Here is an 18046-nt window from a genome sequence, read left to right as displayed (position 1 = left end):
CAACCACATTTGTAACAAGTTAAAAACGAGTGCATTTTGTCAACACCTCCAAAGATATAAACAAAGTCTTATGATAATGATAATTAAAAAAACTAGAGAACACACCCCCCATGGCAAAAAAAACACCATGCCATCATTGCCTTGAACTAACTATCGAATCTGAGTCAAGGGCGAAGCAGGAGCCCAGCCGACTTAAAAACACTATCTTTTCTTGAGTATTTCTGGGGCAGAGCAAGGTCTGCGGTCAGGCCCTTGACGAACAGCAGCATGGTAAAATGTTGGGTACGGGGGGGCAAAGTTTAGCAATAATTATTACTGTGGTTTAATAAATGTTCAATCATATGCAAGAAAAAATCGAGCAAGTACAAAAAAAATTCGAGGAAGATTCTCAACAAATTGCATCGGTTATTGAGTCAACTCTTTTAAAAATTATATCTCATAATAAAGATACAGAATACGGTAAAAAATATGGTTTTGCAAAAATTACTAATCTCAAAGAATTTAAACAAATTCATCCGCTCACTAAATACGAGCATTATGAATCTTTTATACAACGAATGTTTGATGGGGAAGAAAATGTATTGTCAAAGGATTCACCTATTTTCTTTGCTAGAAGTTCAGGAACTACAAGTATATCAAAGCAAAAACTGATTCCGGCGACGAAAGATATTTCTGCTTTTCCCTGGAGTTTACTTATTGAAGGTGCAGTTCATCAAGCTTTTCCTTTAACTAAAGATTTAACTAAAGAATTTAATCAATCTCTATTAATTGTTAATGCTAATGGATTGGAGTACAAAACTAAAAATGGGATCCGAGTTGGCTTTGCTTCATCTGCCCAACTTCCACAACTAATGAAAAAAGAACCATTTCCTTTTACTTCTCCTAAAGAGGTATTTAGTATTACACATAATCCAACAGCCGCTTATCTTCATGCTTTTTATGGTTTGAAAAACCCTAATATTTTATATATAAACAGCACATTTGCTACAGCTGTATTAAATTTTTTCCGATGTATTGAAGAAAATTGGCAAAAAATAGTAAAAGATATTCGTTTAGGAACAATCAGTAACAATTATCTTATAATAGCTCCAGAAATTAAACAAAAATTATTAGATGACCTTGAACCCAATCCCCAAAGAGCTGACGAACTTGTACATCTATTTGAAGAAGGATTGGAAAATATCGCAAGTCGAGTGTGGCCAAATCTACAGTATATTAGATGTTTAGCTGGTGGAACTTTTAGTATTTATGTAGAAAAGTGTCAACCTTATATTGGTAATGTACCTGTTTATTCGGCTGCTTATGGTGCAAGTGAAGGTTTATTAGGTATTAATCTTTGGCCCGGAAAACATATTGCTCGTTTTATTCCTGTGCCACAAGAACGATATACAGAATATATACCCGTAGCCGAAACAACATCTCCTAATCCTACTACATTAGAAGTTCATCAACTGAAAAAAGGAGAAAGTTATGAGGTAGTAATGACCCATTATAAGGGATTTTATCGATACCGCATGGGAGATATTATTAAAGTTGTTGATCGCTATAATGAGTTACCAATATATGAATTAGAAGGTCGGGCCGGAACTTTATTAGATATAGCAGGAGAAAAAACTACAGAAGAGATGAGTCATTGGAGTATTAATCAAGCTGTGGAAAGTCAATCTTATCATTTGATTGATTATACCACTATGATTGATATCAATTGTTCACCGCCACGTTATCTTTTCTTTGTGGAATTAGCAGATTATTATCAACTTTCAGCTACGGAAGTTTCTCAATTAGAGCAGACCTTAAGTAAAGAATTAGAAAAAAAATTAAAAATAGTTAATTCTGGTTACCATATAAATTCTACTCTTAATAAAATTCATAAAGCACAAGTTTTATTAGTGCAAAAAGGTACATTTCGCACGGCGATAGAAATTTTATCAGCTCAAGGAGTCCCTGAAGTTCAGATAAAAATTCCTCGATATGCTCGTAAACCAGAATTAATTAAATTACTTCAGGAAAATCGAATCATAGCAACAAATTGATATCTATAGCGAATCTAAATGAGTTGTACAACTTATGTGAAGACTAAGCCTACAAGAGGGGGCACAGAACTAACAGGGTCTGCTTACTTATTACTCATTACTCATTACTCATTACTCATTACTTAATTGGACTTTGGACAAAGAAAAACTGAATTTGCGTAAAATTTAGGCAAATGTACTGGCAGACAAGAGTTCCTCCGTCTCCATTGGTGACAAGTTAAGCTTGTATGCCAGTTGTCAAGGGTCTTTCAGCAAATTGGTTGGAAGAAAAACTGCTCAGGGCTACGCTGAGTGTCAGGAAAAGGAGTAACAATTATAGCAGAAGTCAGAAGTCAGAAGTCAGAAGTCAGAAGTCAAACTCTTGCGCTTACTTAGGTTTGAGACTTTTGTGATGTCCTAACTGCCCTGGCGACTGCTATACAGCGTTTTTCATAGCTATGAGGTACACAGGATTTTTTCCCTCTTACCTCTTCCCCTCCTGGGAGGGGTTAGGGGTGGGTTACTCTTCTGACTTCCCTGCTCCGAACGCGCCCCGCGTGGCTCAAGGCCTTAGTCCCTGCTCCGAACGCGCCCCGCGTGGCCCAAGGCCTTAGTCCCAAAAACCCAGGACTTTATCCCCAATTAAAAACTGCTATATTAGCATACTTATAGATTTCTATCTTTGGACGTGTTGACAAAATGCACTCGCTTTTAAATTGTTACAAATGCCTATTGCCTATTGCCTATTGCCTATTGCCTATTGCCTATTGCCTGTTGCCTATTGCTACTAATCCATGAAACGACTCATCTCCATTGCCATCAGCCTACTCATCCTAGGGGTAATTTATACCAAAATTGACTTTCCCGAACTGATCGCTGTATTTAAAGAATGCGATCGCATGTGGATGGGGATTAGTCTCGGTATGGTGATTCCGATCACCCTGTTCACGGCTTGGCGACTGCAACAACTAATGCCGACGGGTTCCCAACTCCGATTTTGGGAAGCCAATCGGCTGATTTTAGCTGCCAGTACCCTGAATATGGTCTTGCCTTCCAAAATGGGAGATATTGCTAAAGCCTACTTTATGAAGCAGCGGGGTAATTTAGCTGGGAGCTTGTCGTTAGCCATCGTGATTTTCGAAAAAGCTTGTGACATGCTGTCTCTACTGCTATGGTGTGTCTTTGGTTTATTACTATATCCGGGCAAAAATGACTTCTTTTGGCTGATGACCGCTGGGATAATTTTCGGGTTAATTCTAGGGCTATTCCTGCTAAGCTCCCGCAAATTTGCCCATTTATTTTTCTTGCTGACAAAAAAAATTGCACCCAAAAAATTCCGCTCAAAGCTAGAAAAAATGCAAACGTCTTGGGGGGAAATGCACGCCTACTTCTGGCATGACCCCAAGCAGTTATTCAAAATTACCCTAACTTCAATTTTTATCTGGTTCTTACACTTATTGCAAATTTGGTTATTTATCCTCGCCCTCAACGCCTGGACACCCTTTTTAACTAATCTCGCTCTCTCCCCCCTAGCCATTCTAGCGGGATTGTTACCACTCACCTTTGCCGGCGTTGGCACCCGTGACGCTGCGCTAATTTTCTTCTACCAACCCTATTTCCCGGCTGCTACAGCTGCCGCCTTAGGGTTGCTGTGTACTTCCCGCTACCTACTTCCCGCCATTGGTGGATTACCCTTTCTAGGAAAATATTTGACTACAGTCCGCCACTTGGGAAAATGACTGTTGTCAAGACCAGATGTATGTTAAATTTGTTTAAATTCGGAGCAGTTTAGTTAATATTTTTTTAAAAAACCGCTCAGGGATGGCACAATTCTCCAACAGCAAATACTATAGTCTGTACCGGAAACCCATCCTTCAACAGGCAGCTAAAATGCTCAATAGTCATGGTCGTGAGGGAAAAAGGTGAGGCAACAATCTATGTTAATAAGTCGCAGAACTTTACCCCCTAGCTCTGGCAAGCGGGTCAAACCTAATCCAACGGTTCACAAAAACTTCACCAAGTGGAAAACTAGTTGGCAACCTACCAATCAGACACTAGCTGAGCCAATAATTGACCGTAAAAGAGTGGAAGAATCTCTCTTAGCAGTCCAACAGAGATATCGGTCTCTATTTGAAAACTCGACTGATGGTATCTTTCAAATCACCCCTGATGGTTACTATATAGCCTGTAATCCATCACTAGCTAGACTATATGGCTATGAATCACCTAACCAATTCCTCAGTCATTTAACTGGTGTTGGGCAGTACCTTCACAAAGATCCCCAGCGACGCTATCAATTCCTTGACCTACTGCACTTGAGGGGTTTGGTAGAGGATTTTGAATCCCAGGTCTATCGCCAAGACGGCACCCTAATGTGGATTTGCGAAAGTGCTTGGGCAGTGCGTGATGCTACTGGTTACATTCTATACTACGAAGGTTTTGTAAAAGATATTACTAAACAAAAATTAACTGAAGCAGCTTTACAAGCAGCACAAGCAAAATTAGAAGCCCAAAGCCAGGAACTGGAGAATGTCTTAAAGAAGCTGCAACTGGCTCAAGAGCAGTTAAAGCAAAGTGAAACAATGTCCACCTTAGGGAAGTTATGCGCTGGTGTTGTTCACGAAATCAACAATCCACTTAACTTTATCTGTGGAAATGTGACTCCAGCAAGGGACTATAGCGAAGATTTATTAAGACTGTTGGGATTATATGCCAAACACTATCCCCAGCCTGTAGCCGAAATTCAACAGTACGCCGATGCAATTGACCTAGATTTCCTAATCCAAGATTTTCCCAAAGCCCTATCATCCATGGGATTAGGTGCAGAACGCTTGCAACAGATTGTGCAGTCAGTGCGCCACTTTTCCCGACAGGAGACCTATGAAAAGCAGCGCGTGAATATTCATCAAGGGATTGATAGTACTCTGACTATCCTCCATAATCGCTTAAAGCCCAAAGGAAACAATCCCGGGATTACCGTGACCAAGGACTATGGAAAACTCCCTTTACTGGAGTGCTACTCTGGTCCAATCAACCAAGTGTTGATGAACCTGCTGTGCAATGCCATTGATGCTCTAGAAGAGGCACAGGTTAATAGGTTCTTTGTTAGAGGTTCTTCACCTGTTCAGGTAGACAGGTTTAAGGTTCGAGTTTCCCCTCAGTCTTCTGATTCCCCGCAAGGTGTAAATCAAAAGACACCAGCACTGCCTAATATCACCATTCGGACAGAATTTCTAGGCAGCGATGGTGATCAAGGGGAAAGTTCTGGTGGACAGGTCGTGATCAGAATTATCGATAATGGTCCGGGAATGACAGAAGAGATCAGACAGAAGATATTTGAACCATTCTTCACCACAAAATCAATCGACAAGGGAACTGGCTTAGGTCTAGATATCTGCCAGAAAATTGTTGTTGAACAGCATGGTGGTCAAATCACATGTACCTCTAATCCGGGTAAGGGAACAGAATTTGCGATCGCAATTCCTGTAGGTTCATATCATAAAGGCTTGCAGGCAAAACAGACGAACCAATCACCAATGACTAACGACCAATGACTAATGACTAAAGACTAATTAAACTTTTGCCTCCAAAGACTTGAGATATTCAGTATTGACTCCCGATTCTCGGGTTAGGGCGATTTTGCCAGTCCGGGCAATTTCGCGGATACCAAACTTATTCAGCATTTGGGTCAGTGCTACCATTTTCCCAGGGTCTCCCACAACTTCTAGAGTTAGTGACTCCTCAGATGTATCTACGACATGGGCACGAAACACCTGGGCTAATTCAATAATCTCCGAGCGGTTGGAACTGGTACCATTAACCTTTAGCAGCATCAACTCCCTTTCGACACAGGGAATTGTGGTAATATCCTGTACTTTTAGGACATTAATTAACTTATAGAGTTGCTTAGTCAGCTGCTCAATGCTGCTGTCATCTCCAGGTACTACCATCGTAATTCGAGATATACCAACCTGCTCAGTTGGTCCAACCGCAAGACTTTCGATATTGAAGCCTCTACGGGCAAATAAACCAGCAATGCGAGTTAGAACACCGGCTTCATCTTCAACTAAAACGGAAAGGGTATGTTTCATAGTGTGACTTGGGAGTGGTGGGGGCGTGTGCTGCCTAAATTGCTATCAACGTGATTTATTGGTGAGACTGTTGACTGTTAAGTGTTGACTAGCCCCTTTTTTAAGGGGGTATAAGGGAGGAGCAACGGTTAACTGTTAAGTTTTTTGAAGCTAAGCGTCAACGGTCAACGGTAAACCAAGGTAAGCATTCAGCTATCAGCATTCAGCTATCAGCATTCAGCTATCAGCATTCAGCATTCAGCTATCAGCATTCAGCATTCAGCATTCAGCATTCAGCCAGAGGTTAGGTCACAGGCTAGAAGCCTGTGCCACAAATCACCTCAAGTAGTTTGGCCAACGGCCAAGATATTTTCCCCAGACTTTCGATTTTATTTTAAGCACCTCAAGTAGCGTGAGCTTTTAGCTCACGGCTGACAGCTGACGGCTGAATGCTTACAAACCAACTACCATTTTATCCAGGTTTTGAGTAACCAAGAACTCTAGTAACAGTCTGCTGTATCTAAAGATATATTTTTTCTGAAACTAGGCAGCTAATTGCAAAATTCCTCGGTAAGATAAAAATCGGTAAAAACTGATTGGAGTGAAACCAAAGATTTATGGGTTGGTTAAAACGAATGTTTGGATTTGGAAGCCCAGAGGAAGCTGCCGCAGCTAGTACCCCTTCAGAAGATGCACCAGCAGGAGATGACATTGCCCCAGAGCGAGTGGGGTTAAACGGAGAATACGACCAAAGCGGCCTTGCCAAGCGAGTTGTTTGGGCCTTTGACCAAGACGACGAGCTGGATGACGAGGAGAGGCTCTGGGTTGCTCAAACTGGCGGTAAAGTTGTGTTGAAAGGAGAAGTAGCTAGCCAGGAGGTTCTAGATAAGATGGTTAGTGTTGCCTCAGGTGTGGATGGTTGCACGGAGGTTGACACTGATCAAGTGAGCGTCAGCTAATACCAATTTTGGGGATAATCAAACCTTAGTTCCCAGCCACTCTAATAGGATCAGATTCACCTGTTCCGGACATTCATCGTGGGGACAGTGACCAGCATGATCTAACTCCAATAGCTCTAAATTAGGATTGAGTTTAACAAACTTGCGAGCTAACATGGGGGGAATCATCCGGTCTTCTAGTCCCCACATCAATAGCATAGGAATATCTAATGTAGGTAATAGGGATTTGACCGCTGGACTAAAGTTAGGAGCACTCATCCCTCTCAAAAGTCTACTAAAGGTGGCCGCAGCTCCAGGATCGGTGGCAGGGACACTCAGAATTTCTACCAAATCATCTGTAACTGCCTCTGGATTAGCATAAGCTAACCCTGCCCACTTACGCACAACCGCAGGACGTCGTACCACGTAAAATAGGGCTTTGAGTAGCACTGGTGATGCCACTAGACTCTCAACAGTTGAGACTATCGGTACCAGCCAATTAGGAATCGCTTCTTCTCGGGCTTGGAAATCTGGTAAATTAATCATCACCAGACCTTTAACCATCTCTGGATGGGTTGCTGCTGCTCCTAGACCAACTAGCGAACCAATGGAGTTACCTACTAACACTACCGGTTTTTGGATAAAAGTTTGCCAAAATTCATAAACCTGAGCTACCCAAAGGTCAATGGTGTAGTCTACCGTTGCTTTCCGGGATGCCCCAAAACCCAGCAGATCTAAAGCATAAACGGTATGATGTTGACCGATTACGTCTAGGTTATTGCGCCAATGCCCTACCGAAGCACCAAACCCATGAAGCAGAATAACTGGTGTTGTGGGCTGGACAGTTAGGGGTTGGGGTGAGCGAAAATAGGTATAACGGATCGGCCAACCCCGCCAGACCCAATCCCTTTGACTACCAACTCGTTGCTGCCAATGCAAAGATTTGGTCACAAACTGCCTCAACTTCAAAAATATTTACAAAGCTTCTTGAGTCCATTATGCCTTCCCTATCAGGCAAAGGAGTAAGTTATAACTATTCCATAGGCCTTGGTTTGGAAAGTTAAGTTAATAATTTGAACAGAAACAAGAAAGTAATTAGTAAAATGGCAAGTGTATGTAGTAAGTCGATTTTTTGATTAATCCACTTAAGAAAATAAACAAACGCCTGTGAGTGATAATAGAAGACGCCAACGCGATCTACCCCAAATTAACGAAAGAATTAGGTTTCCCAAGATTAGAGCCATTGATACCGATGGGGCACAGCTGGGTATAATCACACCTCAAGATGCCCTGCGGATTGCTGAGGAAAAGGAGTTAGATCTTGTCCTGGTTAGTGACAAGGCAGATCCGCCAGTTTGTCGCATCATGGACTATGGCAAGTACAAATTTGAACAAGAGAAGAAAGCCCGTGAAGCAAAGAAGAAGCAGCACACGGCTGATGTCAAAGAAGTGAAGATGCGCTACAAAATAGAAGACCATGACTACAATGTGCGGGTCAATCAAGCGGAGCGCTTCCTGAAATCTGGCGATAAGGTCAAAGCTACCATTACCTTCCGAGGTCGAGAAATCCAACATAGTAATTTAGCCCAGGCACTACTCGAGCGCATGGCTAAAGATTTACAGGAATTGGCAGAAGTCCAGCAAGCCCCTAAGCGGGAAGGTCGCAACATGATGATGTTGCTCTCCCCCAAAAAATAGTGGTTATAGTGATTGGTCATCAGTGATTGGTCATTAGTCATTGGTCATTAGTCATTGGTCATTAGTCATTGGTCATTAGTCATTGGTACCCACATGCCCAGGTGCCTGGAATTCAGATCTGAATACCCATGCACGGATCAAGCAGCTTAAAATACCAAGCACTACTGACTGAGGACTAGTGACGAAGGACGAAGGAGTCTATGAAATTGCCATCTCCGACTCGCCTGAAGGGTGACTGGGTTAGAACAATCCTAGAGTGGGTGAATCTTCGCCCAGAAGAAGGCGAGCGGACATTGTTGATGTTCGCCTTCCATACCACCACTTCCATTGGACTGCTTTGGTTAGAGTACAGTGCCATTGCCTTGTTTCTAGAGAAATATGGCGCGAAGTGGTTACCGGTGATTTATATTGCTAGTTCCGTGATCTGCTCTGGACTGGGAGTATTATACTCCTGGTTGCAGAGCATTTTACCCTTGAGGTCAGTCTTGGTAGCGATCGCAATCCTAGCTGCCTTACCCCTGTTAGTGTTCCGCCTAGGCTTGGAGATCGAGTATGGCTATATTCCTGTAGTCACCATCTTTCTATTGCGATTGTGGATGGATGCGGTGTACATCCTCAATGACCTTAATTCCCAGGTGGCGGCTAATCAGTTATTCAACATTCGGGAAATTAAGCGTACCTACCCCCTAATCTCCAGTGGGCTTTTGGTAGCTGATGTCCTCTCTGGCTTCTCATTACCTCTATTATTGCTGTTCGTGGGACTCAAGAATGTGGTGGCTTTTGGGTCTGGCATGATGCTCATCGGAGCACTGACCTTGGTTTATATATGTCAGCACTACCAGCAAGCCTTTCCTAACTCCCCAGCACGACAGTGGGAAGAAATTGAGCCAGACTTTGCTGTGCGTCAGCCGAGTGAATCCCTCAGACGCTATGTCATCCCTTTATTTGCGTTTTTTATCTTAGGGGAAGCCCTGTACCTCCTAATTGAATTTAAGTATATGGGTCAATTGGAGGAAACCCTCGATAGTTCGGCAATTGCTGGTTTTCTGGGTCTATTCAGTGGCACTTTGGGACTTTTTGAACTGGTGACCCAATGGTTTATCTCTAGTCGGGTGATTGATCGCTTTGGTCTGTTCCTAAGCGCTATGGTATTACCTGGTGCTTTATCTGTGATTGGCTTAGTTACCCTAGCTAACATGGAAAGTTGGCTAAAGGTTAATATTGGGTTGCCTAGCTGGATCACAGGGCTATTTATTGGTGTAGTCTTACTCCGATTCGTAGATGAACTATTGCGCTTTACTTTAATCGCTAGTGTTGAACCGGTACTCTTCCAAGCCTTACCGTCAGGGTTACGCTCTGTGGTGCAGACTGCTGTACAAGGGATTGCCAAACCCATGACTGCTGGCATTACTGGCATTGGCATTTTAGCCACCATTGGGCTGCTGGATTGGGCTTTCCCCAATTTTGAGCCATTGCGCCATTGGGTGTTTATTCTAATGGTAGTGATTTTTGCCCTATTATGGCTGCTGAGTACCTGGTTGATGCGGGCTAATTATGGTTCATTGCTGCTGATCAATGCTGAGCAAGGACGTTTGGGTTCTGCCAATACCACTTTCCTGGATACTAAGACCGTCTTTGAGGAAGCGGTAAAGCGACTGAAAACTGAGCCGAAGAACCGCTCTGCTTACATTCAACTGTTGTCTCAAATGGCTCCGGAAAAAGCGAGTAAGGTTCTTTCTCCCTTGCTGGGAGAAATGTCTACAGATTTGCAGCGCCAGAGTTTAGAGGTGATGTTGCCCTATCCCAACCCAGATTGTCTAAAAGATGTGTCTGGGTTGATTGATCAAAGACCACCAGTAGAAGTCCTGGCCTTAGCATTGCGCTATCTTTGGTTAGCTCAGGAAGACCTGAATATTCGGACAATTAAGCCTTATCTACAACCGGCTGTTGACCCAACCGTAAGAGCTACAGCAGCTGCTTTAATTATGGGTCGGGGTACACCAAAAGAGAAATTTGAAGCCGTCAAAACCCTGCGGCGGATGCTCACCTCAAAAAAAGAGCAAGAACGGTTGATGGGTACCCGAGCTTTGGCAGAGATGGATTACTTGGAATCCTTGGTGGTTTATATTGATGACCTGTTAAGGGATAAGTCATTAAAGGTACGCTGTGCTTGTTTAGAGGTGATTGCTGCTAAAAGATTTGAAAAGTACTATCCGTCTTTAGTCAAGGCACTCTACTACACCTCTACCCGCAATGCTGCTCGTATGGCGTTGGTCAAGCAAGGGGATGAAGCCATTCCTTTATTGAAGGTTTTGTCTGAAGATATTCACAAGCCAGACCCAGTAAGGCGGCAAGCTTGGATGGCTCTCGGTGAGATTGGCAGACTCCAGGCTATAACTCAGAAGGGTACTCCTGAAGCTATGAAGCATTTGGTACAACAGTTGATGAGTAGTTGGGGGACAACCCGCCGTAATATTCTCACGATCCTGCTGAAGATTCCAGGGGAAGTTGGGATTGAAGCGGTGATGAACGAGTTAGGGCGTAGGGTCGTAGAAGCCTTAATTGAGCAAGAATTGATGTTTTTGGGTCAAATTTATGGCGCACTGCTGGATTTGACCTCAAAGAAAATAGCTGGACTGGAGGCAGATTTGCTGCGGCAGGGGCTTAATGATCTTCAACAAGATCTTGTGGATGTGTGTTTCTTACTCATGAAGTTTCTTTATCCATCGAGTGCCATCAAAGCAGCTGAGTTTAATCTAGCATCCCATTCTCGGTCAAACATTGCCCTAGGGTTAGAAATTTTGGATAATACCCTAGATATTCCTAATAAGAAAGCATTTTTGTCAATTTTAGACCGGCGTTCTCTGAAAGAAAAATTAGCTGCCCTAGTGGATTTAGTGCCTTATCAACCCATGAGTGTAAGCGATCGCTTACGTCGGTTAATCGAGTTACGACATTTTCTGTCAGATTGGCCTCTAGCGTGTTGTTTTCATGTGGCCAGAGCAGCACACTGTTCCCTAGCACCAGCAGCAGCTCTGAGTTGCCTACGTCATCCTACCGGTTTTGTGCGGGAAGCGGTTGTGGCTTATCTCAAAGAGATGTCACCTCGTGCTTGTGCAGAGTTATTGCCAGTGCTTAGGAATGACCCAGATCCCTTGGTAGCTGCTCAAGCACAAGAGATTATGGGATAGTTTGATGGGATAGTTGCCTATTCTTTGTAAACTTTACTGGCATCGTCTCTAATCTCTCATGACTGTGGACAGTAGACCTAGGGGTGAAATAATGTCTGAAAGTACCACAGTAAATTGCTTGAATCTTAATTCCACCTTTAGGTCTAGTGAGCCATTAACTATCAACAATTAGCGGTATGGGTTAAACTTGTATTTTACTACACAACGGCTATTCGCTAGCAGCCAACCGCTAACCCAACCGCTAACCAATGTTATCTAGCATTGATCGTTTAATTTTTATCAGGGGTGTCCCAATTTTTCACGAATTGCGGGACGATTTTCTGATGCGACTAGCCTCTGTGATGGACGAGCTAGACTTTCCTTCTAACCATACCATCTTTGCTCAAGGGGAAGAGGGTAGGGAACTTTATATTGTAGTCTCAGGTTTGGTAAGAGTTCACATTGGTGAGCGGAATTTGGCACAGTTCAAGCAAGGAGCCTGCTTTGGGGAGATGTCCTTGTTTGATGCAGAACCTCGTTCCGCTTCTGTGACCACTATCGAACCTTGCCATTGTTTGATGTTGACACAGCTACAACTCTATGATGCCATTGATGAGACACCAGAATTTGCAATTAAGATTATTCGTATGCTGTCCCGCCGTATTCGCGAACTTAACAGAAATTTGAATGCTGATCAGGTTAAAAAAGCACCATCGGATTTGAGAAGGGTCGGAAGTCGTTTAACTGATTTCCGTGCTTAAGATCAGTCCTAGTTTTTTGATACTAGTTTTTTTGGGTACTAGACCTGGCTCGTAAGTCCGTTAATCATTAACTTAATCAGCAACATCGGTTTATAATTAACATTAACTATGTCTTTTGTTGGTCTACACATTCACAGTGATTATAGCCTACTCGATGGAGCATCTCAGCTACCAGCACTGGTGGATCGAGCCGTTGAGTTGGGAATGCCTGCGATCGCACTGACAGATCATGGTGTGATGTATGGTGCTATTGAACTGATTAAAGTTTGCCTAAAAAAGGGCATTAAGCCGATAATCGGTAACGAAATGTATGTGATTAATGGGGATATTGAGGTCAATAAGCGTTACCGAAAATATCATCAAGTCGTCTTAGCAAAAGATACCCAAGGATACAAAAATTTAGTAAAAATAACAACTATTTCTCACCTCAAAGGGATGCAAGGAAAAGGAATTTTTGCTCGTCCCTGTATCAATAAAGAATTACTGGAGCAATATCACGAAGGGTTAATTGTAACCAGTGCTTGTTTGGGGGGTGAAGTTCCCCAAGCTATCCTAAAAGGTGACTTCGATCAAGCCCGTAAAGTAGCTAAGTGGTACAAAGATGTTTTTGGGGATGATTACTATTTAGAGATTCAAGACCACGGCTCTGTAGAAGACCGAGTGGTTAATGTTGCTATTGTCAAAATCGCTAATGAGTTAGGAATTAAAATTATTGCGACTAATGACTCCCACTTTATCTCCTGCTATGACGTAGAAGCTCATGATGCTTTGCTGTGTATTCAAACCGCTAAACTGGTTACGGAAGAGAAACGGATGCGCTATAGTGGCACCGAGTATCTCAAGTCAGCAGAGGAAATGAAACGGCTGTTTCGAGATCATTTACCGTCCCAGGTGATAGAGGATGCGATCGCAAATACCTTAGAAGTGGCAAATAAAGTCAAGCACTACAATATTATGGGGGAGCCTCGCATCCCACACTACAAGGTATCCAAGGATTATACCCCTGACACCTATTTAGAAGAAATTACCTGGAATGGACTGATGAAGCGGCTAAAGTGTCGCTCTCGTAGTGAAATTGATCCAGTGTATAAAGCACGGCTGGAGTATGAGTTAAAAATGCTCCAGCAGATGGGATTCTCTACCTACTTTTTAGTGGTTTGGGACTACATCAAATATGCCAGAGACAATGATATTCCCGTTGGTCCGGGTCGTGGTTCAGCAGCAGGTTCTCTAGTGGCTTATGCCCTAGAAATTACCAACATTGACCCCGTACATCATGGGCTACTGTTCGAGCGCTTTCTCAATCCAGAGCGGAAATCAATGCCAGATATTGACACAGATTTCTGCATTGAAAGACGGGATGAGGTGATTAAATATGTCACTCATCTTTATGGTGAAGACCGAGTAGCCCAGATTATTACATTTAACCGCATGACCTCTAAAGCGGTATTAAAAGATGTAGCGAGAGTGTTAGGAATTTCTTACCAAGACTCTAATCGTATGGCTAAGATGATTCCAGTGGCACGAGGTAAGCCAGCCAAACTCTCAGTGATGATTTCTGATCAGACACCAACACCAGAGTTTAAAGAGGCTTACGATCAAGATCCGGAAGTGCGTCGCTGGGTGGATATGGCGATTAGGATTGAAGGGACGAATAAAACCTTTGGTGTCCATGCTGCTGGTGTGGTTATTTCAGCAGACCCCTTAGATGAAATTGTGCCATTACAGCTGAATAATGATGGTGCAGTGATCACCCAGTATTTTATGGAAGACCTGGAAGCTCTGGGACTCCTGAAAATGGATTTTTTAGGACTGAAGAACTTAACGACTATTCAGAAAACCAAAGAGTTAGTTAAAAAGACTAAAAATATTGAACTCGATTTAGATGAGATTCCCCTAGAGGAAATTAAATCTAGGAAAATTTTAGCCAAGGGTGAACAGAATAAAAAACCCCCATATGTTCAAAAAACTTACGACCTTCTAGAAAAAGGCCAGTTAGAAGGAGTATTCCAATTAGAATCTTCGGGAATGCGTCAGGTGGTGCGAGACCTGAAACCTGACAGTATTGAAGATATATCTTCAATTCTAGCTCTTTATCGCCCTGGTCCTCTGGATGCTGGTCTGATTCCTCAGTTTATTAATCGTAAACATGGTCGAGAAAAAGTAGAGTATCAACATCCTCTATTAGAACCTATTTTAAAGGAGACTTATGGAATTCTATGTTTACCGAAAGGTACGTTAATTGATCAGCCCGATGGTTCTTATGTGCCCATTGAGGAAATTAAATCTGGCGACCTAGTATTAACCTCGGATGGTAAACAAGTTTGGCCAGCAAGGGTAGCCAAGCAATGGCGCAGTGGTATCAAAGACATTCTGAAAATTACCCTATCTAGTGGTACAGTTATCTATTCCAGTAAAAACCATCGCTTTTTAACACCAGATGGAGATAAATTTGCCTATGAGCTGAAACCAGCAAACCCGGTCGTCAAGGATGATCATGGTTTTGGTTCTGAAGTTTATGAAAAATATCCCGGAGCCAGCAACAGTAAAAAACTGTGGCCAAATGATGATCACTTGGGTTTAGACCCGGTGGTGCGTTACGGGACGGGCTGTTCCAAAGCTGGCTACGAGGCGGAAAATCAGGGCGACCCCGTCCCTAACGCACCCTACGCAACTCAACAGGCAACGCTACCCAGACCGAAAGAGTCACAGTACAAGACTTGGGATGTTCGGATAGTTTATGTTACGGCTGTTGAAGAGAGTGGGCAACAGGAGTGTTTTGATCTACAAATGGAGGAACAATCTTCGCCATACTTTCTGGCTCATGGCGTAGTAGTTCATAACTGCTTTCAGGAAAGCATCATGCGGATGGCTCAGGATTTGGCCGGTTATTCTCTAGGTCAAGCGGATTTACTGAGGCGGTGTTTGAGTGGCTCAACTGAGATAGTGGATCCAGCAACCGGTCGTTTAGTTTCCCTGAGGGAGATTGCTTCTAAATCTAGTTACTGGTTGGGACGAAAGGTTTTTTCTCTGGATTTAAAGACCCAAAAAATTACCCAACGACCAATTATCGAAATTCATCCTAATGGGATTCGTGATGTTTGGGAGATTACTACCAAAACTAACCGCAACATTCGCGCCACGGATGATCATCTTTTCTACACGAAGCTAGGATGGAAGCCTCTGAAAGAATTTACTATAGGAAGTCTTATCGGTTTAGCGAAAACATTACCAATTCCCTACACTCGTGAACTATCGAATGGTAAAGGTAAGCTAACTGATAATATCATTAGACTTGTTTCAGAAGTTGGGAACAGGGAACGGGGAACAGGGAACAGTGGACAACAATTAACGAAAACAGTTCCGAATCAGAGTTTAGCACATCATCAAGGGGAAAATTTACCTAGGGGTTTTCAGAATCAAGCCTTGATTAGCATTGCTGACTCAGATGTTTTCTGGGATGAGATTGTTGAGCTGAAGTATCTTGGCCAAGAGGAGGTTTTTGATTTAAGTATTTCTGAAACTCATAACTTTATTGCCAATGACTTTATTGCTCACAATTGCATGGGTAAGAAGAAAGTGGCTGAGATGCAGAAGCATCGGGAGATTTTTATCGATGGTTCAACCAAAAATGGCGTGACTCAAGACATAGCTGAAGAGTTATTTGACCAAATGATTAAATTTGCCGAATATTGTCTCAGCTATGATACGGAGATTATCACAGTAGAGTATGGTCCGATGGCGATTGGTGAGATTGTCGAGAAAGGTATCCCATGTACTGTCTATAGCATTGATAGTAATGGCTATGTTTATACCCAACCTATTGCTCAGTGGCATAACCGGGGAGAGCAAGAGGTGTTTGAATATACTCTAGACGATGGCTCAGTGATTCGAGCCACAAAAGATCATAAGTTTATGACGATTGATGGTCAAATGCTGGCGATTGATGAGATATTTGAGGGAGAGTTGGAGTTGAAACAGTTAGAGGAGTTGCCTTTAGGGTTAATTGAGCAAGCTAGTTAATGTTTAAAATCACATCACGGTCTACTATGAAATCAACCCCTGCTTGTAACTGAGCAAACGGTAGCTTTTCAAAAGAAAGAATACCTGTGCTTTGATTGTATTGGAATTGGCTAAGGGAAACCTCTGCAGAACCAGCAGGACCAGCTGTGCTAAAACCAGGAACTGTCCTAAAACCAGAAATCTTAATCTTATCACCCTCAAGAGCATTGAAGTCTTCAATGGTATCGATTCCTTCTTCAGGTTTTACTCGTGGTGGGCTAAAAAATTTTGACGTAGATGGTAACCCTAGGCCAATTTCACTAACACCTACAGTTTGAAAATTAAAAAAACGGGCTTGAGTTGGAAAAAATAAGAGAGAGAAACTAAATATATCAGCTCCTTCGCCACCAGTAAGAGTGTCATTGCCATAGCCGCCAGTGAGAACGTCATCACCAGATTCACCAATTAAGGTGTCTGCTCCTTCTGCACCGTCTAGGGTATCATTTCCATAGCCACCGTTAAGAACATCATTGCCCGATACATTACGACAGCGTAGATTGTGATGATCAACAAAACTACAAGGATGATCAGGGCTGGTACTACCACCGTAGAGGTAATCATCCCCATTTCCACCCATTAAAGTATCATTCTTACCCCCACCATAGAGAATATCATCACCATCTCCCCCATCTAGGTAATTTTTACCTTGTCTTACAGGGGAAGACCAAACATCAACTACAAGGGGAAGAATATGATTGTTAATCTTGACAAAACCATCGAAAAAATTAGTGAATTCTCCCCCAAGGCTATCATCGCCACTACCACCAATTAGAGTATCATCTCCAAGCCCACCTGCGATCACATCATTACCTCCCTTACCGTCAAGCAAATCATTGCCATCTCCACCGTTGATGGTATCGTTACCATCTCCACCTGTGAGAGTATCAGTAATGGGCGAAAAAGAAGATTCTTGAGACTTTAAACGCTCTTGCTGTTGTTTCGAGGGGCTAACTTGGAGTCCCAATTGCTCAGAATCAGAAGGCAATTCAGGTTTAGGATTAGAGCTTTCTACAACTGTCTGGTTTTGCTCAGCCATAACTATTGGATTTATATCGTTTATGCTATCGATGCTTACATCACTAATTAGATCCCATTTCACCTTAGACTTATCGCCAAATTGGCGACGCTTTAGAAATCTATAGAAAAATCGTAAGTATTCAGCTATCAGCCGTCAGCCGTCAGCTAATCAACGGGAGGTAGTAAACAAGCTTACGGGCTGGTAAGGTTGGTTGAAAATCTCTGCTCGTTTTACTCATCCGACTCCGTTCAGTTAAAGCGCCTGCTAGCTGATAGCTCTTCGCGTAGCGTGCGCGTAGCGCATTAGCTGATAGCTGA

11 protein-coding genes are annotated in these 18046 nt (G+C 42.8%); 8 read left to right on the top strand and 3 right to left on the bottom strand.

Annotated features, from left to right (window positions below):
• Positions 1-341 precede the first annotated feature (341 nt).
• From F6J90_RS24185 to F6J90_RS24175, 3 genes are all read left to right on the top strand, one after another.
• Complete coding sequence (locus F6J90_RS24185) at positions 342-2033, top strand: GH3 auxin-responsive promoter family protein (protein ID WP_293099280.1); 1692 nt, start codon at positions 342-344, stop codon at positions 2031-2033.
• Positions 2034-2806: 773 nt separating this feature from the next.
• On the top strand, positions 2807-3751 hold the full coding sequence (locus tag F6J90_RS24180) for a lysylphosphatidylglycerol synthase transmembrane domain-containing protein (RefSeq protein ID WP_293099277.1): 945 nt from the start codon (positions 2807-2809) through the stop codon (positions 3749-3751).
• 198 nt (positions 3752-3949) lie between these two features.
• Positions 3950-5566: an ATP-binding protein gene (locus F6J90_RS24175; protein ID WP_293099275.1), complete on the top strand. Its 1617-nt coding sequence runs from the start codon at positions 3950-3952 to the stop codon at positions 5564-5566.
• A gap of 18 nt (positions 5567-5584) precedes the next feature.
• Here F6J90_RS24175 and ilvN read toward each other — a convergent pair whose 3' ends face one another.
• On the bottom strand, positions 5585-6103 hold the full coding sequence (gene ilvN / locus F6J90_RS24170) for an acetolactate synthase small subunit (RefSeq protein ID WP_293099273.1): 519 nt from the start codon (positions 6101-6103) through the stop codon (positions 5585-5587).
• A 596-nt stretch (positions 6104-6699) separates the two neighbouring features.
• Between ilvN and F6J90_RS24165 the strand changes: the two genes are divergently transcribed.
• Entirely contained in the window at positions 6700-7041 is a 342-nt protein-coding gene (locus tag F6J90_RS24165; protein WP_293099271.1) for a BON domain-containing protein, read from the top strand.
• An 18-nt stretch (positions 7042-7059) separates the two neighbouring features.
• Here the strand turns inward: F6J90_RS24165 and F6J90_RS24160 are convergent, their stop codons facing one another.
• On the bottom strand, positions 7060-7971 hold the full coding sequence (locus tag F6J90_RS24160) for an alpha/beta fold hydrolase (RefSeq protein ID WP_293099268.1): 912 nt from the start codon (positions 7969-7971) through the stop codon (positions 7060-7062).
• 216 nt (positions 7972-8187) lie between these two features.
• Between F6J90_RS24160 and infC the strand changes: the two genes are divergently transcribed.
• From infC to dnaE, 4 genes are all read left to right on the top strand, one after another.
• On the top strand, positions 8188-8718 hold the full coding sequence (gene infC / locus F6J90_RS24155; protein ID WP_008188853.1) for a translation initiation factor IF-3: 531 nt from the start codon (positions 8188-8190) through the stop codon (positions 8716-8718).
• A 200-nt stretch (positions 8719-8918) separates the two neighbouring features.
• Positions 8919-11909, top strand: coding sequence for an MFS transporter (locus F6J90_RS24150; RefSeq protein ID WP_293099266.1), 2991 nt, complete (start codon positions 8919-8921; stop codon positions 11907-11909).
• A gap of 248 nt (positions 11910-12157) precedes the next feature.
• Positions 12158-12649 carry a cyclic nucleotide-binding domain-containing protein gene (locus tag F6J90_RS24145; RefSeq protein ID WP_293023467.1) on the top strand — a complete coding sequence of 164 codons (492 nt, stop codon included), beginning with the start codon at positions 12158-12160 and terminating at the stop codon, positions 12647-12649.
• 108 nt (positions 12650-12757) lie between these two features.
• Positions 12758-16672: a DNA polymerase III subunit alpha gene (gene dnaE, locus F6J90_RS24140; protein ID WP_293099263.1), complete on the top strand. Its 3915-nt coding sequence runs from the start codon at positions 12758-12760 to the stop codon at positions 16670-16672.
• Here the strand turns inward: dnaE and F6J90_RS24135 are convergent.
• Positions 16665-17810, bottom strand: coding sequence for a calcium-binding protein (locus F6J90_RS24135; RefSeq protein WP_293099261.1), 1146 nt, complete (start codon positions 17808-17810; stop codon positions 16665-16667). The genes dnaE and F6J90_RS24135 overlap by 8 nt on opposite strands.
• Positions 17811-18046: the final 236 nt, after the last annotated feature.

This window comes from Moorena sp. SIOASIH, from assembly GCF_010671925.1.
GTDB lineage: Bacteria > Cyanobacteriota > Cyanobacteriia > Cyanobacteriales > Coleofasciculaceae > Moorena.
This window is presented reverse-complemented; position numbering and strand designations above follow the sequence as displayed.